The following is a 16,576-nucleotide window of genomic DNA, read 5'->3' on the forward strand; positions in this document are numbered from 1 at the left end:
TGTCGGCTTTGAGCGGAACACATAACTGAAGAGTGTGCTTGTTCGCTCGAAACCATTAGGGTTTCGGTGGTTATAGCGTGAGGGAAACGCCCGGTTACATTCCGAACCCGGAAGCTAAGCCTTACAGCGCCGATGGTACTGCAGGGGGGACCCTGTGGGAGAGTAGGACGCCGCCGAACAATCTTTGGGAAGGACCCCTGGTCCCCAGCGTTCAGCTGGGACCAGGGGTCCTTTTCTTTTTACAATGCTTGCGGTACCGAAGACAGGAGTCACCGATGTCCACCAACTCTCCCGACGATCGACCTGAGCGCGACCAGCGGCGACGGGACGGTGGGGACCGCGGCGTCCGAGGCGGCTATCGCGGAGACCGTGGTGGGTTCCGCCGCGACGACCGCCGGGGCGATCGTCGTGATGACCGTCGGGACGATCGGCGTGACGATCGCCGGGACGACAACCGCGGTGGCGGGTACGGGCGTCGGGACGATCGCGACCGTGACCGGGGCTTCCGCCGTGACGACCGCGGTGGATTCCGGCGTGACGATCGCCGGGACGACAACCGCGGCGGTGGGTACGGGCGTCGGGACGAGCGGCGGGGTGATGACCGCGGTGATCGTGGTGCGCGGCCGGCGTACCAGCGCGACGACCGTGACCGTGGCCCCCGTCGGGATGACCGTGACCGCGACCGTGACCGCGGATTCCGCCGCGATGACCGAGGCGACCGCGACCGGGGCTTCCGCCGCGATGACCGAGGCGACCGCGACCGGGGCTTCCGTCGCGACGATCGGGGTGACCGCAGGGACCGGCCCTCCTTCCGTCGTGACGACCGCGGCGATCGGGGTGGCCGCCCGTCCTTCCGCCGCGACGACCGTCGCGATGACCGCGGCGACCGCCCGTCATACCGTCGTGATGACCGTCGTGACGACCGTCGCGATGACCGCGGCGACCGCCCGTCATACCGTCGTGATGACCGTCGTGACGACCGCCGCGATGACCGTGGCGACCGTCCCTCCTTCCGTCGTGACGACCGCGGCGACCGTGGTGACCGCCCGTCCTACCGCCGTGACGACCGTCGCGATGACCGCCGTGACGACCGCGGCGGTGACCGTGGTGGCTTCCGACGTGACGACAACCGGGGTGACCGGGGTGACCGTGGTGGGTTCCGCGGCCGGGATGACCGTGGTGGACGTGGCTACGGTCCTCGTCGGGACGACCGTGGTGGTCGACCCGGAGGCTTCAGGGGGCGTGACGACCGGCGCGGTGGCGGCGGTGGCGGCGGCCGGTTCCGGGATGATCGACCCCGCGACCGTGACCGGGACCGCGACCGCGATCGCGAGCCGATCAAGCGGCTGCCCATCCCCGAGGACGTCACGGGCGACGAGATCGACAAGGACGTACGGCAGGAGTTGCAGAGCCTGCCGAAGGGGCTTGCTGAGGATGTCGCCAAGAACCTGGTGATGGTCGCGCGGCTCATCGACGAGGATCCCGAAGGCGCTTACGGATACTCCAAGGTGGCGTTGCGGCTGGCGTCGCGTGTCGCCGCCGTACGCGAGGCGGCCGGGTTCGCGGCGTACGCGAACCAGAAGTACGCCGAGGCGCTCGCCGAGTTCCGGGCCGCGCGGCGCATGACCGGCACCGTGGAGCTGTGGCCGGTGATGGCCGACTGCGAGCGTGGGCTCGGACGGCCGGAGAAGGCGCTGGACATGGCCGGGGCGCCCGAGGTGCAGAAGCTGGACAAGGCCGGGCAGGTGGAGATGCGGCTGGTCGCGGCCGGAGCCCGGCGCGACATGGACCAGCTCGACGCGGCCATCGTGACCCTGCAGAGCCCCGAGCTCGCCTCCAACTCGGTGCAGCCCTGGACCGCGCGGCTGCGTTACGCGTACGCGGACGCCCTGCTCGCCGCCGGTCGTGAGGGCGAGGCGCGGGAGTGGTTCGCGAAGGCCGTGGAGGCTGACCGCGACGGCAGCACGGACGCCTCGGACCGGCTCGCCGAGCTGGATGGCGTGGAGTTCGTCGACGCCTTCGACGGGAGCGACGAGGACGACGACATCGAGGCCGGTGCCGACGTCGACCTCGCTGAGAAGGACGAAGACCAGGACCAGGACCGGGACGACAGGAACTGATCGTTGACGAAGGGGCGGGGCCGTGCGGTCCCGCCCTTTCGTGTGTCAGAGGTCCAGCGTGCGCAGCACCAGCCCGGAGGCCGGCTTCGGGCCGAACGACGTCGACTTGCGCGGCATCGTCACTCCCTGGCGGGCCAGGTCGCGTACGACCTCCTCGCGGACCGGGTGCAGCAGTACCGCCGTACCGCCGTCGCGCTCCGCTTTTTCGACCGTGGCGGCCGTGTCGTGGATGTAGGCGATATGGGCCGGGGAGTCCTCGGGGATGTGCCAGACGTGGTCGAGGAGGGCGGCGTGCAGGACCGTCGCGTCCAGGGTGCGCCAGGCGGGGGGGCGGTCCGTCGGGATCGTACGGGCCAGGAGATCCGGGTCCGGCCGGTCGACCAGGTGGTAGGCGCCGTCGCCGGCCAGCAGGAAGGCGTTGCCGTCGCGGGCGCTGTCGGCCAGCGCTTCGAGGGCTGACGGCAGGGACCCCGGCAGGTGCCGGATGCGGAAGAGGCCCTCCACGGCGGCGAGCGCGTCGGCCACCGGCACACCGTGCAGGAGGCGGTGGATGGCACGGACGCGCAGGGGGTAGCGGGCCGTGTCGACGAGGAGGACGAGGCCGTAGTCCCAAGGGCTGGGGGAGGTGTGCTCCGCGCGTAGACGGCGGTACGTCGCCCAGCGGTGGTGGCCGTCGGCGATGAGGGCCTGGTGCTGTGCGAGGTCGGACTGGATGAGGGCGAGGTCGGCCGGATCGGTGACCGCCCACAGACGGTGGCTGTAGCCGTCCTCCGTGGTCGTGGCGAGCACCGGAGGGTGGTCGGCGACGCGCTCCACGATGTCGGCCGCGGCGGACGTCGAACCGTTGCCGCGGTAGGTCAGCAGCAGGGGTTCGAGGTTCGCGGAGGTGGCGCGCATCAGGTCCGCGCGGTCGGCGACGATGTGCGGCATGACGTCCTCGTGCGGCAGCACGACGCCCTCGGCGGGGTCGGAGACGCGCAGGGCGCCTATGATGCCGCGCTGCAGCATGCCGTCGTCGGCGCGCTGTTCGTAGACGTACAGACCCGGTTTGTCGTCGGCGGCGAGTACGCCCTCCGACTGCCAGCGGCGCAGGGTGTCCGACGCCTGCTCGTTGCGGGCGCTCGGTGTCGGGGCCTGGGGGAGGATCAGGCGGACGATGTTGTACGGGTCGGCCGACTGGAGATGGTGCAGGCCGTCGGGGCGTACGACCACGTCGTACGGCGGCGACGTCACTGCGGCCAGGCTGCCGACCCGGTCCGGGTCGTAACGGAGGCCTCGGAACGGGGTGAGTTCCAGGCCCCGGAGCGCCGTTGCTTCCGAGTGACCTGCTGTGTTCATCCCGGCATCGTACGTGTGTCAGAGGCGTGAGGGATGATCGAGGGAAAGCCGTCGAGCGAGGAGCGATGTGGAATGAGCCAGAGCGTCAGGACGAGGCCCGAGGGCAGTGGCCAGGCCCTGAGCGAGGCATACGACACGGCGCTGCTCGACCTGGACGGGGTGGTGTACGCGGGGGGCAGTGCCATCGCCCACGCCGTCGAGTCGCTGGCCACCGCCCGGGCGGGCGGGATGCATCTCGCGTACGTCACCAACAACGCGCTGCGGACTCCGGACGCGGTGGCCGGTCATCTGACCGAGCTGGGGATCCCGACCGGTGCCGAGGACGTCATCACCTCCGCACAGGCGGTCGCGCGGCTGATCAGCGAGCAGATGCCGGCGGGCGCGCGGGTGCTGGTGATCGGCGGGGAGGGACTGAAGGTCGCGCTGCGCGAGCGAGGGCTCGAGCCCGTCGATTCGGCCGAGGACGATCCGGCGGCGGTCGTGCAGGGGTACGGCGGTCCCGATCTGACGTGGGGACGTTTCGCCGAGGCGTGCTACGCCATCGCACGCGGGGTGCCGTGGTACGCCTCCAACACCGACCTGACGATTCCCGGCGCGCGCGGGATCGCACCGGGCAACGGCGCGGCGGTGGAGGTCGTGCGGATAGCGACCGGCGCCGATCCGCAGGTCGCGGGCAAGCCGCTGCCCCCGATGCACCGGGAGACGATTCTGCGTACGGGCGCCGAGCGGCCGTTGGTGGTCGGGGACCGGCTGGACACGGACATCGAGGGGGCGTTCAATGGCGAGGTGGACTCGCTGCTCGTCCTGACCGGCGTCACCGACGCGGCACAGCTTCTCGCGGCGCCGCCGCAGCACCGGCCGACGTATGTCGACGCGGATCTGCGCGGAATGCTCACCGGACAGCCGGAGGTCACCGGGCTGGATGACGGCTTCCGGTGCGGCGGCTGGACGGCCACGGCGTCCTCGGAGCGGCTTGAACTGGACGGTGACGGGGAGGCCTTGGACGGTCTGCGGGCGCTGTGCGCGGCGGCCTGGACGTCGGCAGGCGAGGGTGTGTGCGAGCTGGACGCGGGGAAGGCGCTGGGCCGGCTGGAGCTGTGAGGCGACGGTTGCGGAGTTCGCGGTGGGGAGTTCGCTGTGAGCCGGAGCACATGCTGGACGGCGCTCGGGGTACCTGTGCATCGCCCGGTCGCGGTGACCAGCCATCGTGGTGGGATGCGAGGGTAGGCTAACCTAACTGCGTGTTGGTCGACAGTCCTCCCGAACAGCGCGCGGAGACCGCCCCCGCGCCCCCAACCCGCCGGGCGATACGTGCCTTTGGGCTCCTCCTCGCTCTCGCCGTCCTGGTGCTCGTCGCATTGGCGAGCATCGCGATCGGCGCGAAAGAGCTGTCCCTGGAGCAGGTGTGGCACGGGCTGTTCCAGGACACGGGGTCGTACGGCGACGTCGTCGTGGACGAGCGGCTGTCGCGGACGGCCCTCGGACTGCTCGCCGGCGTGGCACTCGGCCTCGCCGGTGCGGTCCTCCAGGCGCTCACCCGCAATCCGCTGGCCGACCCCGGACTGCTCGGCCTCAACGCGGGCGCGTCGGCCGCGGTCGTCACGGCCATCACGTACTTCGGTGTCACCAGCCTGAGCGGCTATGTCTGGTTCGCCTTCGCCGGAGCGGCGGCCGTCGGTGCGCTGGTCTGGTTCCTCGGGGGCAGCCGGAGTGCGACGCCGGTGCGGCTCGCGCTCGCCGGTACCGCCATCAGTGCCGCGCTGTACGGCTATCTGCAGGCCGTGATGATCACCGACGAGGCGGCGCTGAACAAGATGCGCTTCTGGACGGTCGGTTCGCTCGCCTCGGCGACCGACTCGACCATCCTTCAGGTGTTGCCGTTCATCGCGGTCGGCTCGGTCCTCTCCCTCGTGCTCGCCCGTCCGCTCAACGCCGTGGCCTTGGGCGACGACACCGCCAAGGCGCTCGGCGCCGACCTGAACCGGACCCGGGCGCTGTCCATGCTCGCCGCGACCGTGCTGTGCGGGGCGGCCACGGCGGCGTGCGGGCCGATCGCCTTCGTCGGGCTGATGGTTCCGCACGTCGTACGGTCCTTCACCGGGCCCGACCTGCGCTGGATCCTGCCGTACGCCGCGATCCTGTCGCCCGTCCTGCTGCTCGGCGCGGACGTGCTCGGCCGGGTCGTCGCCCGTCCCTCCGAGCTGCAGGTCGGCATCGTCACCGCGATCATCGGCGGGCCGGTCTTCATCTTTCTCGTACGACGGCGAAGGACGGCGCAGCTGTGAAGAGCACCCGTGTGGTGAGGTCCCCGGGCGGGCTCTCCGTGCGCCTGGATGTACGGGCCGCCCTCGTCGTCGTCCTGCTTTTGCTCGCCGCGCTCGCCGCGAGCGTCGTACTGATCGGCACCGGCGACTTCCCCATCTCGGCCGGCGATGTGCTCAAGACCCTTGCCGGGAACGGAAACGCGGGACAGGAGTTCATCGTCAACGAGCTGCGGCTGCCGCGGGTCCTGGTCGGGCTGCTGGTCGGCGCCTCGCTCGGACTGGGCGGCGCGCTGTTCCAGGCCGTCACCCGCAATCCGCTCAGCAGCCCCGATGTGCTCGGGCTCGGCCAGGGGGCGACCGCCGGGGCGCTGGTGATGATCGTGCTGTTCTCCGGCAGCGCCACCGAGGTCACGGTGGGTGCGCTGGTGGGTGGGCTGGCGACCGGGCTCGCCATCTATCTGCTCGCCTGGAAGCAGGGGGTGCACGGGTATCGGCTGGTGCTGGTCGGCATCGGTGTCTCCGCGATCGTCACAGCGGTCAACGGCTATCTGCTCACCGTGTCCGACATCGTGGACGCCACCCGTGCGGTCGTCTGGATGACCGGGTCGCTCAGCGGCCGCGACTGGGAGCAGGTCTGGCCGCTGCTCGGGCTGTGCGCCGTGCTGGTCCCGCTCGTCCTCGTCAACGCGCGCGGGCTGCGGATGATGGAGATGGGCGACGACGTCTCCGGTGCCCTGGGGGTACGCGTGGAGCGCGTCCGGGCCCTGCTGATGGTGGCCGCGGTCCTGCTCACCGCGACCGCCACCGCCGCCGCGGGTCCCGTCAGCTTCGTGGCCCTCACCGCGCCACAACTCGCCCGCCGCCTCACCCGTTCACCGGGCCCCAACCTCCTGTCGTCCCTGTGCATGGGCGCCGCCCTACTCGTCACCGCCGACTGGGCCTCCCAACGAACCTTCGGCGCCGACCAACTGCCCGTCGGCGTGGTCACCGGAGTCCTCGGCGGGGTCTACCTGCTGTGGCTACTGGTCACAGAACGCAGGGCGGGGCGGATATGAACGGGCTGGAGGGGCTGGGCGGGGGTTCGGCGGTGAGGCCTGCCGGTGGCTCGGTGGTGGATGCGGGCGCGGGCGCGGTGGCGAGTCCGGACCCAGACACCGCAACCACCCCGGACCCAAACCCCGCACCCACCCCGACCCTGAGCATGTCGACAAAGCCGGACGCGCGTACATCGACAAAGCCGGGTGGGTGTGGCCCGGACGTTGCGACGAACACCCGAAGGAGCACTGTGAACCGTCTGTCTGCCGAGAGTGTGACTCTTGCCTACGATCAGCGGGTCATCGCCGAGGAGTTGTCGGTGGAGATCCCGGACAACTCCTTCACTGTGATCGTCGGGCCGAACGCGTGCGGCAAGTCGACGTTGTTGCGGGCGCTTTCGCGGATGTTGAAGCCGAACCGGGGGCGGGTGCTGCTCGACGGGCAGGTCATTCAGTCGATGCCGGCCAAGAAGGTCGCGCGCACGCTGGGGCTGCTGCCGCAGTCGTCGATCGCGCCGGACGGCATCACCGTCGCCGACCTGGTGGGCCGCGGCCGCTACCCGCACCAGGGCATCCTGCGCCAGTGGTCGACGGAGGACGAACGGGTCGTACAGGAGTCGATGGCGCAGACCGGGGTCACCGAGCTCGCCGATCGCTATGTCGACGAATTGTCCGGCGGTCAGCGGCAGCGGGTGTGGATCGCCATGGCACTCGCCCAGCAGACGCCCCTGCTGCTGCTCGACGAACCGACGACCTACCTCGACATCCAGCACCAGATCGACGTCCTCGACCTGTGCGCCGAACTCCACGAGGAACAGGGCCGCACCCTGGTCGCCGTACTGCACGACCTCAACCACGCCGCCCGCTACGCCACCCACCTGATCGCCTTGCGCGAGGGACGGATCGTCGCCGAGGGAGCGCCGAACGACATCGTCACGGCCGAACTGGTCGAGGAGGTCTTCGGGCTGCGCTGCCAGGTCATCGACGACCCGGAGACGGGAACCCCGCTGGTGGTGCCCGCAGCGCGGAAGGCGCGGGCCGCTACAGCAGCTTCCTGAGCAGCAGCAGGTCCCGCAGTCCGGCCTCCAGCTTCACCCGGCCCGAGCCCCACGCCCGGGCGAAGTGCAGTTCGCCGGAGACCAGCGCCACCAGGTCGTCGCCCTTCATGGCCAGTCTGATCTGGGCCTTCTCCCGCGGAGGGCCCTGGACCGTGTCCTCGACCACGATCCGGCCCCCGGTCATCCGGCCGACGAAGGTGATGTCGAGGTCGGTGATCCGGCAGCTGACGGAGCGGTCCAGGGCGACGGCCGTACGGACGTCCCCCTCGGCGCTGCGCATGTTGTCCGAGAGCTTTTCGAGTGCGGCGCGGCACTCCTCGATCGTGGCCATCGAGATCGACGGTACCCCAGGGCTTCGGGGTAGCGTCTGGGCATGAGCGACACTGTGCCCGAGCCCACGAAGGGTCATGCGCCGGCGCCCACGGCAGAGGATGCGCCGGCCGAGGCCGAACCCCTCGTCGAGGCCGACCACGACCCCGCGGCCGACCACGATCCCGAGGCCGACCACGACCCCGCGGCCCCCGCTCCGCTGAACATCCCCCGCACCCCGACCGGCAACGCCGAGGTCGACGCCGGGCTGGAACGGCTCGGTGACGCCGACCACCTCACCACTGACGGACACATCGAGGTGTACGAGGATGTACACCGGGGGCTGCGCGACACGCTCACCGCGCTCGACGCCCGCCCGGGACCTCCGGCGCCCCCGCCCTCGTACCGATAGCCGTCGTACCAACACAGGAGCTGAACCGAACGTGGCAGGAGTCGCACGCCGTCGTCTGGACGCGGAGCTGGTCCGCCGCAAGCTGGCGCGTTCGCGCGAGCACGCCAGCCAGCTGATCGCGGCCGGGCGGGTGACCGTCGGCAAGACCGTCGCGACCAAGCCCGCCACCCAGGTGGAGACGGCGGCGGCCATCGTCGTCTCCGGCGACGACAACGATCCCGACTACGTCTCCCGGGGCGGCCACAAACTCGCGGGCGCGCTGGAGGCCTTCGTGCCGCGGGGACTCGTCGTCGAGGGACGACGGGCGCTCGACGCCGGCGCCTCCACCGGCGGCTTCACGGACGTACTGCTGCGGGCGGGGGCGGCCCACGTCGTCGCCGTGGACGTCGGATACGGACAACTCGCCTGGACTCTGCGCAGCGATGAACGCGTCACCGTCAAGGACCGTACGAACGTACGCGAGTTGACGCTCGAAGCGATCGATGGGGAGCCTGTGGATCTAGTCGTGGGGGATCTGTCCTTCATCCCGCTCGGCCTGGTACTGCCTGCCTTGGTGCGGTGCGTGAAACCGGACGCCGACCTGGTGATGATGGTCAAGCCGCAGTTCGAAGTGGGGAAGGAACGGCTCGGCAGCGGGGGTGTCGTACGGAGTCCGCAACTGCGGGCGGAGGCCGTGTGCCACGTGGCCCACAAGGCGTGGGACCTCGGGCTCGGGGTGAACGGTGTCACCGCCAGCCCCCTGCCCGGACCGTCCGGGAATGTCGAGTACTTTCTCTGGCTGCGGGCCGGGGCACCCGAACTGGACCCGGCCGACGTAGACCGTGCAGTGGCGGAGGGGCCGCGTTGACACAGAACCGAGCTCGTACTGTTTTCCTGCTCGCCCACACCGGGCGGCCCGCGGCCATCCGCAGCGCAGAACTGGTCGTGAAGGGCCTGCTGCGCGAGGGCATCGGCGTGCGCGTCCTGGAGTACGAGGCACGCGACCTGCCGCTGCCCGAGGAAGTGGAGCTGGTCGAGGAGGCCACACCGCAGTGCCTCGACGGCTGCGAGCTGCTGATCGTGCTCGGCGGCGACGGCACGCTGCTGCGCGGCGCCGAGTTCGCCCGGGCCTCGGGAGTGCCGATGCTCGGCGTCAACCTCGGGCGGGTCGGGTTCCTCGCCGAGGCCGAGCGGGACGACCTCGACAAGGTCGTCGACCGGGTGGTGACGAAGGCGTACGAGGTCGAGGAGCGGATGACCGTCGACGTCGTCGTCCACCGCAACGGCGACATCGTGCACACCGACTGGGCGCTGAACGAGGCGGCCGTGCAGAAGGTGTCCGCCGAGAAACTGCTCGAGGTCGTGCTGGAGATCGACGGGCGGCCGGTCACCGGGTTCGGCTGCGACGGGATCGTGCTGTCGACGCCGACCGGGTCCACGGCGTACGCCTTCTCCGCGGGCGGGCCGGTGGTGTGGCCCGAGGTCGAGGCGCTGCTCATGGTGCCGATCTCGGCGCACGCGCTGTTCGCGAAGCCGCTGGTCACGTCGCCGGACTCGGTGCTCGCGGTGGAGGTGCTGCCGCACATTCCGCCGGGGGTGCTGTGGTGCGACGGGCGGCGGACCGTCGATCTGCCGCCCGGGGCGCGGGTCGAGGTGCGGCGGGGTGCCGTGCCGGTGCGCCTCGCCCGGCTGCACCACGCGTCGTTCACCGACCGGCTCGTGGCGAAGTTCGCGCTGCCGGTCTCCGGATGGCGGGGGGCGCCCCATTAAGAGGTACCCGGAGGCGTTGCACTCGGGTGGGTGACAATGTGCCGTCCTTGTGCATTCGTCACCTGCACCTTCACACAACCGGGACGGGGGCCGTCGCACTTCCCGGTACTGACCTCGTAAGGTCGTAGCCGTGCTGGAAGAGATGCGGATACGGTCACTCGGAGTCATCGACGACGCGGTCGTCGAGCTGTCGCCCGGGTTCACGGCCGTCACCGGTGAGACCGGTGCGGGCAAGACCATGGTGGTCACCAGTCTCGGGCTGCTGCTGGGCGGGCGGGCCGATGCCGCGCTCGTGCGGATCGGGGCCGACAAGGCCGTGGTGGAGGGGCGGATCGCGCCTCCCGAGGGCTCCTCGGCCGTCGTACGCGCGGAGGAGGCCGGGGCCGAACTCGACGACGGGGCGCTGCTGATCAGCCGTACGGTTTCCGCCGAGGGACGCTCCCGGGCCCATCTGGGCGGGCGCAGTGTGCCCGTCGGAATGCTGGCGGAACTGGCCGACGAACTGGTGGCCGTGCACGGGCAGACCGATCAGCAGGGGCTGTTGAAGCTGTCCCGGCAGCGGCAGGCGCTCGACCGGTACGCCGGGGACGCCGTGGCCGGGCCGCTGGCGAAGTACGGCGAGGCGTACCGGCGGCTGAGGGCGGTCTCCACCGAGCTGGAGGAGATCGTCACGCGCGCGCGTGAGCGGGCCCAGGAGGCCGACATGCTGCGCTACGGGCTCGACGAGATCGCCGGTGTGGAGCCGCGGGCCGGCGAGGACGTGGAGCTCGCCGAGGAGGCGGAGCGGCTCGGGCACGCCGAGGCGCTGTCCTCGGCGGCCACGGCCGCGCACGCCGCCCTCGCGGGCAATCCGGAGGACCCCGAGGGCATCGACGCCACCATGCTCGTCGCGGGCGCCCAGCGGGCGCTGGACGCGGTGCGGTCCTACGATCCGGCGCTGGCGGCGCTGGCCGACCGCATCGGCGAGATCGGCATCCTGCTGGGCGATGTCGCGGGGGAGTTGGCGGGGTACGCCGACGACCTGGACGCGGATCCCTTGCGCCTTGCGGCGGTTGAGGAGCGGCGTGCCGCACTCACCGCGCTGACCCGGAAGTACGGCGAGGACGTCGCCTCGGTGCTGGCGTGGGCCGAGCAGGGGGCCGCGCGGCTGACGCAACTGGACGGCGACGACGAGCGGATCGGCGAACTGACCGCCGAGCGGGACGCGCTGCGCAGCGAACTGGGCGGACTGGCGCAGGCGTTGACGGACGCCCGGTCGGAGGCGGCCGAGCGGTTCGCCGCCGCCGTGACCGCGGAGCTGGCCTCGCTCGCCATGCCGCACGCGCGCGTGTCGTTCGAGATCCGGCAGACCGAGGACCCGGAGGGCGTGGAGGTCGGCGGCCGTCCCGTCGCCTACGGGCCGTCCGGCGCCGACGAGGTCGAGCTGCTGCTCGCGCCGCATCCGGGAGCGCCGCCGCGGCCCATCGCCAAGGGTGCCTCCGGCGGTGAGCTGTCCCGCGTGATGCTCGCCGTCGAGGTCGTGTTCGCGGGTACGGACCCGGTGCCGACGTATCTCTTCGACGAGGTGGACGCCGGCGTCGGCGGCAAGGCGGCGGTCGAGATCGGCCGCCGGCTCGCGCGGCTGGCGAAGACCGCACAGGTCGTGGTCGTCACGCACCTGCCGCAGGTGGCGGCCTTCGCCGACCGGCAGTTGCTGGTGGAGAAGCGCAACGACGGGTCGGTGACCCGCTCCGGCGTGAAGGTCCTGGAGGGTGAGGACCGGGTCCGGGAGCTCTCGCGCATGCTGGCCGGCCAGGAGGACTCCGAGACGGCCCGGGCGCATGCGGAGGAGCTGCTGGCCACGGCCAGGGCGGACGGATAGCGCCCGCGGGGGCGGGGGCCGGGCGTCGCCCTTTAGGGTGGCCCGATGGTCAACCGTGCTCGTAGGACAAGGTTGTTCGCACTGGCCGCTGGACTCACCCGTGCCGGGATCGCCGGGCTGCGTGCCAAGGCGCCCGGCGGGCGCGGGCGTTGGGAGCGGACGAACTACGCAGGCCGGACCGTGGAGTTGTACGCCGGGCCCGCGGCCGCGGTGGGCGCGGCCGTCGGGGCCGGGCGGGTGCGGCCCGTCGCCGGATTCGCCGTGCTCGCGGCCGGGCTCTGCGGGGCCTACGACGATGTGGCCGGGGCCGGTGACGATCGGCGCGGGTTCCGCGACCATCTCCTGGCGCTGCGGGACGGCGAGATCACCAGCGGGACGGTGAAGCTGTTCGGGATCTCCGCAGCGGGACTGGTCGCGGGCGCGCTGCTCAAGGAGCGGGCCGTGGACAAGGTGCTCGCGGGCGTCGTGATCGCCGGAGCGGCCCACTTCGTGAACCTCGTGGACGTACGCCCGGGACGGGCCGCCGCCGCGGTCCTCGCGCTCGGAACCCCCGGACTGCTGCGCTCCGGCCCCGGCGCGGAGTTCGCCGCCGCCACGACGGGCGCCGCCGCAGCCGTCCTGCCCGATGACGTCGGTGAGCGCGCAATGCTCGGCGACACGGGAGCACACGCACTGGGCGCGGCCCTGGGCACTGCGGTCGTGGCGGGCAACACACGCGCCGGGCTCCTGGCGCATGCCGCGGCTCTGGTCGCCGCGGCGGTGTACGGCGAGAAGGTGACTGAGGCGGCGCGGGCGTGGGGTGGCCGGGTGTGAGGCGGGCGGTCGTCCGGCGGGATCTCTTCGGGCGGACAGCGACGCCTGGCGGCGTGCACGGGGGCTGCTGACCTGCGGTCGCGGGTGCGGAACTCGCCGCGGTAGCGACTGCGTCGCCGTGGCCGTCTGCAGCGATGAGGTGGCTGGGTGGCGAGGGCGTGAGGTGGGCGGTTGTCCGGCGGGCGAGGTGCGGCGGCGGGCGGCGTGGGCTGGGATCTGTTGGGCGCGGAAATGGGGGCGCGGCCGTCGTGGCCTGGGCCATAGGCGTGCCGGGTTTCTTGCGTACGTGCGACTCGGTCGCCGTGGTCGTCTGCCGCGATGGGTGGTTGACGTGGCGAGGGCGTGGGGTGGGTGGTTGTTCGATGGGGGGCGAGGCGCTCGGCGGTGTGCGTCCGGAGCGCGCGTGCACGTGGGCGCGCGAAGGGCGCACTTCTTCCAGTGGTCGGATGCATCCGTGGCACCCACTGCCCCGAGGAGCCCCCTGCTCACTCGTGTGAGTGACCAACCCCACCGTCGCGCGGCCCGCGCATCGGGTTCGCGTTGTCGGAACACCCGGGCGGGCTGGCATCCTTGAGGCAGTACGTGGAGGAAGCCGCGCGGTACACCCCCTCCGCTCGTTCCTTCTGTACTTTCTTCGTGACCGCCCGAAGCCGAACCAGGAGCCCCGGCCACGTGAGCCACGTGAGCAGCCACTCACCGCACGGCCAGTTGCCGCTGCGCACCGTGCAGGTGCTGGGCGGTGGCAACGCCGGCAGCAGCGCGCATGTGCGCTCGCTCGCGTCGGGACTGGTCGCGCGGGGCGTGCGGGTCACGGTGTGCGCCCCCGTCGAGGCCGAGCACACCTACGACTTCACGGGCGCCGGCGCCGACCATGCGCACGTGCCGCGCAGCAGCGACCCGGGAACCGTAACCCTGCTGCGCGCGGCCTGCGCCGAGGCCGACCTGGTCCATGCGCACGGCCTGCACGCCTCCTTCCGCGCCGCGCTCGCGCTCAGCGGCCGGCGCACCCCGCTCGTCGTCACGTTGCACGACCGCGCCCACGCCGAAGGAGCCCGCGCCCATCTGCTGCGCCTCCTGGAGCGGCGGGTCGTGAAGGCGGCCACCGTGGTGCTCGGCGTCACCTCGGACCTGGTGGACCACGCTCGCCGCAGCGGGGCACGGGACGCGCGGCTCGCCGCCCTCACCCTGCCGCCCGCGCGCCGCACCGCGGAGCCGGAGGACCCCGAGCGCCCCGGCCTCAAGCTGCGGGCCGAACTCGGCGCCACCGGCCGCCCGTTGCTGCTGGCCGTCGGCTCCCTCGACCGGCACCGGGGCTACGACACCCTGCTGGACGCCACGCGCGCGTGGCGGCGCCTGGACCCCGTGCCGCTCGTCGTGATCGCGGGCGAGGGGCCGCTGCGGGGCGTGCTGCAGCGCCGTATCGAGAACGAGGGCCTGCCGGTGCGCCTGTTGGGGCGGCGGGACGACGCGGCCGAACTGCTCGCGGCCGCCGACCTCGCGCTGCTGCCCAGCAGTTGGGAGTCGCGCTCCGTGCTCGCCCAGGAGGCCCTGCACGCGCGCGTGCCGCTCGTCGCGTCCCGCGTCGGCGGCATCCCCGAACTCGTCGGCGACGGCGCCGAACTCGTCCCGTACGCAGACGCGGAGGCCCTCGCCACCGCCGTCACCGCGCTCCTCGACGACCCCGGGCGCCGCGAGGAACTCAAGGCCAAGGGCGCCCGGCAGGCCGCCACCTGGCCGACCGAGGACGAGACGGTCGCGCAAGTGCTGAGCATCTACGACGAGTTGACCCAGCCCCGGCCGCTCGCCTAGCTCCCCGGCCGCTCGCCTAGCTCCCCGGCCGCTCGCCTGACTCCCCGGCCGCTCACCCAGCTCACCTCTCGGCTCCCCTCACGGCACATGCCTGCGCGCCCGCAGGGCCAGGCTCAACGCCAGTACCGTCTGCGGGTCGTCGAGGTCCGTGCCGAGCAACTCGCCGATCCGGGCGAGGCGGTTGTAGAGGGTCTGCCGGTTGAGGTGGAGCTCGCGGGCCGTCTCCGCCTTGCGGCCCGCGTGCGCCAAGTACGTCTCCAGGGTGGGCAGCAGAGGCGGTTTGGAACGGTCGTCGTGGTCGCGCAGCGGGCCGATCGCACGGTCCACGAAGGCCGCCAGGTCCGGGTGGTCGCGCAGCCGCCACAGCAGCAGGTCGATGTCCAGGCGGCGGGCGTCGTACCAGAGGCGGTCCGACAGGCCCTGCGCCGCCGTCGCCGTCTCCGCCGCGTGTCTGAGCCCCGCGGAGGCCGCCGCCCAGCCGCCCGCCACCCCGACCACCACCGGCGGCCGCGCCCCGGGCCGGTGCATCCCGGCCCGCTCCACGCCCGCCCGCAGCGCCGCCGCGACCCGGTCCGCGACCGCCGCACGCTCCGACTCCGACCGCAGGCCCAGCAGGACGAGCACACGGCCCTCGACCGGCCGTACACCGAGCAGGACCGGTACCCCGACGGACGCGAGCTCCTCGGAGACCGCCCGCGCCAGCACCGCCCAGCCTCCGCCGCGCTCGAACTCGCCCGCGCGCGAGGCACCCCCGGCCGGGGCGAGGGCGTCACCCAGCCGCATCACGACCGGCAGCAGCGGGCTGCTGCCCGGCTTGAAGCCCAGCACGCGCGCCTGCGCGGGCGCGTCCTGCGCGGTGATACGGCCCTCGGCGAGATCGGTGAGGAAGTCGCCGCGGCCCCGCGCCGCCAGCTCCTCCTCCTGCCGCGCCTGCATCAGCACGACCGCCAGGATGCCCGCGGCCCGCTCGGCGGCCATGCGGTGCACGGGCACGAGCGGCGCCCGTACGGGCAGCAGGACCAGCCGGGCCCGCACCGAACCGGTGCCGGGCCCGCCGCCCGGCACATCCACCAGGACCGACCCGGACGGCGGTGGCACGTCCTTGTGCTGGCCGCGCAGCCCCTCCCACACCTGCAGTGGGTCCGCCCCCTCGGGCCCGGCGCCGGCGGCGTACAGCAGCTGCCCGTCCGTCGTCTCCAGAAAGACCGGGTTGCCGCTGAAGTCGCCCAGGATGCCGAGCACTTGGGGCACTCCTCCGCCACCGAGCAGGGCCTCGGTGCAGCGCCGGTGCACCTCCTCCGCCTGCTGCAGCAGCGCGTAGTGACCGTTGACGATCTCGGTGTGGATCTCCTCCGTGACCGTCACGAAGGGCACCTCGCGGTGCAGTTGGACCAGGGGGAGCCCGGCCGAGCGGGCTGTGTCGACGAGCGCGGCGGGCAGGCGCGTGAAGCGCGGGCCGAGCTCGACCACGAGGGCCGCGATGCCGCGTTCGGCCAGGGTGCGCACGAACGCCCGCTGGTCGGCCGGGCGGGTGCCGAGCCCGTACCCCGTGGTCAGCAGCAGCTCGCCGCCCTTCAGCAGCGAGGCGATGTTCGGCACCTCGCCCGCGTGCACCCAGCGCACGGTGCGCTGCAGCCGGTCCTCGCCCGCGAGGACCTCCGGCAGCCCGCTGCGCAGACCGGGCAGCTCCAGCGCCCGCCGAACGGTGATACCGGCGCCGCCCCGGCCGTCGAACCCGCCGTCCCTGCCCCTGTCCGTGCCGCTTTCCGTGCCGCTGTCCATAGCCGGACGCTACCTGCGCCGATGCCT

Annotated in this window: 15 protein-coding genes and 1 rRNA gene; 13 read left to right on the top strand and 3 right to left on the bottom strand. The window is 72.4% G+C overall.

The genetic code is table 11. The features are described from left to right. Positions 1-62: 62 nt before the first annotated feature. From rrf to MQN93_RS27880, 3 genes are all read left to right on the top strand, one after another. Positions 63-179: ribosomal RNA gene (gene rrf, locus MQN93_RS27870) — 5S ribosomal RNA — on the top strand. Positions 180-369: 190 nt separating this feature from the next. Next, positions 370-1,455 carry a hypothetical protein gene (locus MQN93_RS27875; RefSeq protein ID WP_242711899.1) on the top strand — a complete coding sequence of 362 codons (1,086 nt, stop codon included), beginning with the start codon at positions 370-372 and terminating at the stop codon, positions 1,453-1,455. Next, positions 1,347-2,120 carry a hypothetical protein gene (locus MQN93_RS27880; RefSeq protein WP_242711890.1) on the top strand — a complete coding sequence of 258 codons (774 nt, stop codon included), beginning with the start codon at positions 1,347-1,349 and terminating at the stop codon, positions 2,118-2,120. Before MQN93_RS27875 ends, MQN93_RS27880 begins: the two co-directional genes overlap by 109 nt. Before the next feature lie 45 nt (positions 2,121-2,165). On the opposite strand, the gene MQN93_RS27885 is transcribed toward MQN93_RS27880, so the two are convergent. Beyond that, the gene (locus MQN93_RS27885; protein ID WP_016434594.1) at positions 2,166-3,458 is read right to left on the bottom strand and encodes a DUF1015 domain-containing protein; all 1,293 of its coding nucleotides are present in this window, start codon (positions 3,456-3,458) and stop codon (positions 2,166-2,168) included. 72 nt (positions 3,459-3,530) lie between these two features. On the opposite strand from MQN93_RS27885, the gene MQN93_RS27890 reads away from it, so the two are divergent. The 4 genes from MQN93_RS27890 to MQN93_RS27905 all read left to right on the top strand — a co-directional run bounded on the left by MQN93_RS27890 (position 3,531) and on the right by MQN93_RS27905 (position 7,814). Beyond that, complete coding sequence (locus MQN93_RS27890; RefSeq protein ID WP_242711739.1) at positions 3,531-4,559, top strand: HAD hydrolase-like protein; 1,029 nt, start codon at positions 3,531-3,533, stop codon at positions 4,557-4,559. Positions 4,560-4,699: 140 nt separating this feature from the next. Further along, positions 4,700-5,743, top strand: a complete 1,044-nt coding sequence (locus MQN93_RS27895; RefSeq protein WP_242711740.1) for a FecCD family ABC transporter permease — start codon at positions 4,700-4,702, stop codon at positions 5,741-5,743. Continuing rightward, positions 5,740-6,777: a FecCD family ABC transporter permease gene (locus MQN93_RS27900; protein WP_242711741.1), complete on the top strand. Its 1,038-nt coding sequence runs from the start codon at positions 5,740-5,742 to the stop codon at positions 6,775-6,777. Before MQN93_RS27895 ends, MQN93_RS27900 begins: the two co-directional genes overlap by 4 nt. Positions 6,778-7,007: 230 nt before the next feature. Next, positions 7,008-7,814 carry an ABC transporter ATP-binding protein gene (locus tag MQN93_RS27905; protein ID WP_016434589.1) on the top strand — a complete coding sequence of 269 codons (807 nt, stop codon included), beginning with the start codon at positions 7,008-7,010 and terminating at the stop codon, positions 7,812-7,814. On the opposite strand, the gene MQN93_RS27910 is transcribed toward MQN93_RS27905, so the two are convergent. After that, a complete protein-coding gene (locus tag MQN93_RS27910; RefSeq protein ID WP_016434588.1) occupies positions 7,798-8,145 on the bottom strand; it encodes a hypothetical protein in 348 nt (115 codons plus the stop codon). The genes MQN93_RS27905 and MQN93_RS27910 overlap by 17 nt on opposite strands. Before the next feature lie 42 nt (positions 8,146-8,187). Here MQN93_RS27910 and MQN93_RS27915 point away from each other — a divergent pair, with 42 nt between their 5' ends. The 6 genes from MQN93_RS27915 (at position 8,188) to MQN93_RS27940 (ending at position 14,767) form a co-directional block, all read left to right on the top strand. Next, entirely contained in the window at positions 8,188-8,535 is a 348-nt protein-coding gene (locus MQN93_RS27915; protein WP_242711742.1) for a hypothetical protein, read from the top strand. A gap of 31 nt (positions 8,536-8,566) precedes the next feature. After that, a complete protein-coding gene (locus tag MQN93_RS27920; RefSeq protein ID WP_242711743.1) occupies positions 8,567-9,382 on the top strand; it encodes a TlyA family RNA methyltransferase in 816 nt (271 codons plus the stop codon). Next, a complete protein-coding gene (locus MQN93_RS27925) occupies positions 9,379-10,284 on the top strand; it encodes an NAD kinase (protein ID WP_016434585.1) in 906 nt (301 codons plus the stop codon). Before MQN93_RS27920 ends, MQN93_RS27925 begins: the two co-directional genes overlap by 4 nt. A gap of 142 nt (positions 10,285-10,426) precedes the next feature. Next, a complete protein-coding gene (gene recN, locus MQN93_RS27930) occupies positions 10,427-12,145 on the top strand; it encodes a DNA repair protein RecN (protein WP_016434584.1) in 1,719 nt (572 codons plus the stop codon). A gap of 45 nt (positions 12,146-12,190) precedes the next feature. Then, positions 12,191-12,958 carry a hypothetical protein gene (locus tag MQN93_RS27935; protein ID WP_242711744.1) on the top strand — a complete coding sequence of 256 codons (768 nt, stop codon included), beginning with the start codon at positions 12,191-12,193 and terminating at the stop codon, positions 12,956-12,958. A 672-nt stretch (positions 12,959-13,630) separates the two neighbouring features. After that, positions 13,631-14,767 (top strand): glycosyltransferase family 4 protein, encoded by a 1,137-nt coding sequence (locus tag MQN93_RS27940; protein WP_242711745.1) that lies wholly within the window; start codon positions 13,631-13,633, stop codon positions 14,765-14,767. Positions 14,768-14,845: 78 nt separating this feature from the next. Here the strand turns inward: MQN93_RS27940 and MQN93_RS27945 are convergent, their stop codons facing one another. After that, positions 14,846-16,549 carry a PucR family transcriptional regulator gene (locus tag MQN93_RS27945; protein WP_242711746.1) on the bottom strand — a complete coding sequence of 568 codons (1,704 nt, stop codon included), beginning with the start codon at positions 16,547-16,549 and terminating at the stop codon, positions 14,846-14,848. Positions 16,550-16,576 lie beyond the last annotated feature (27 nt).

It is taken from the genome of Streptomyces spinosisporus (genome assembly GCF_022698145.1).
GTDB classification, from domain to species: Bacteria; Actinomycetota; Actinomycetes; order Streptomycetales; family Streptomycetaceae; genus Streptomyces; species Streptomyces spinosisporus.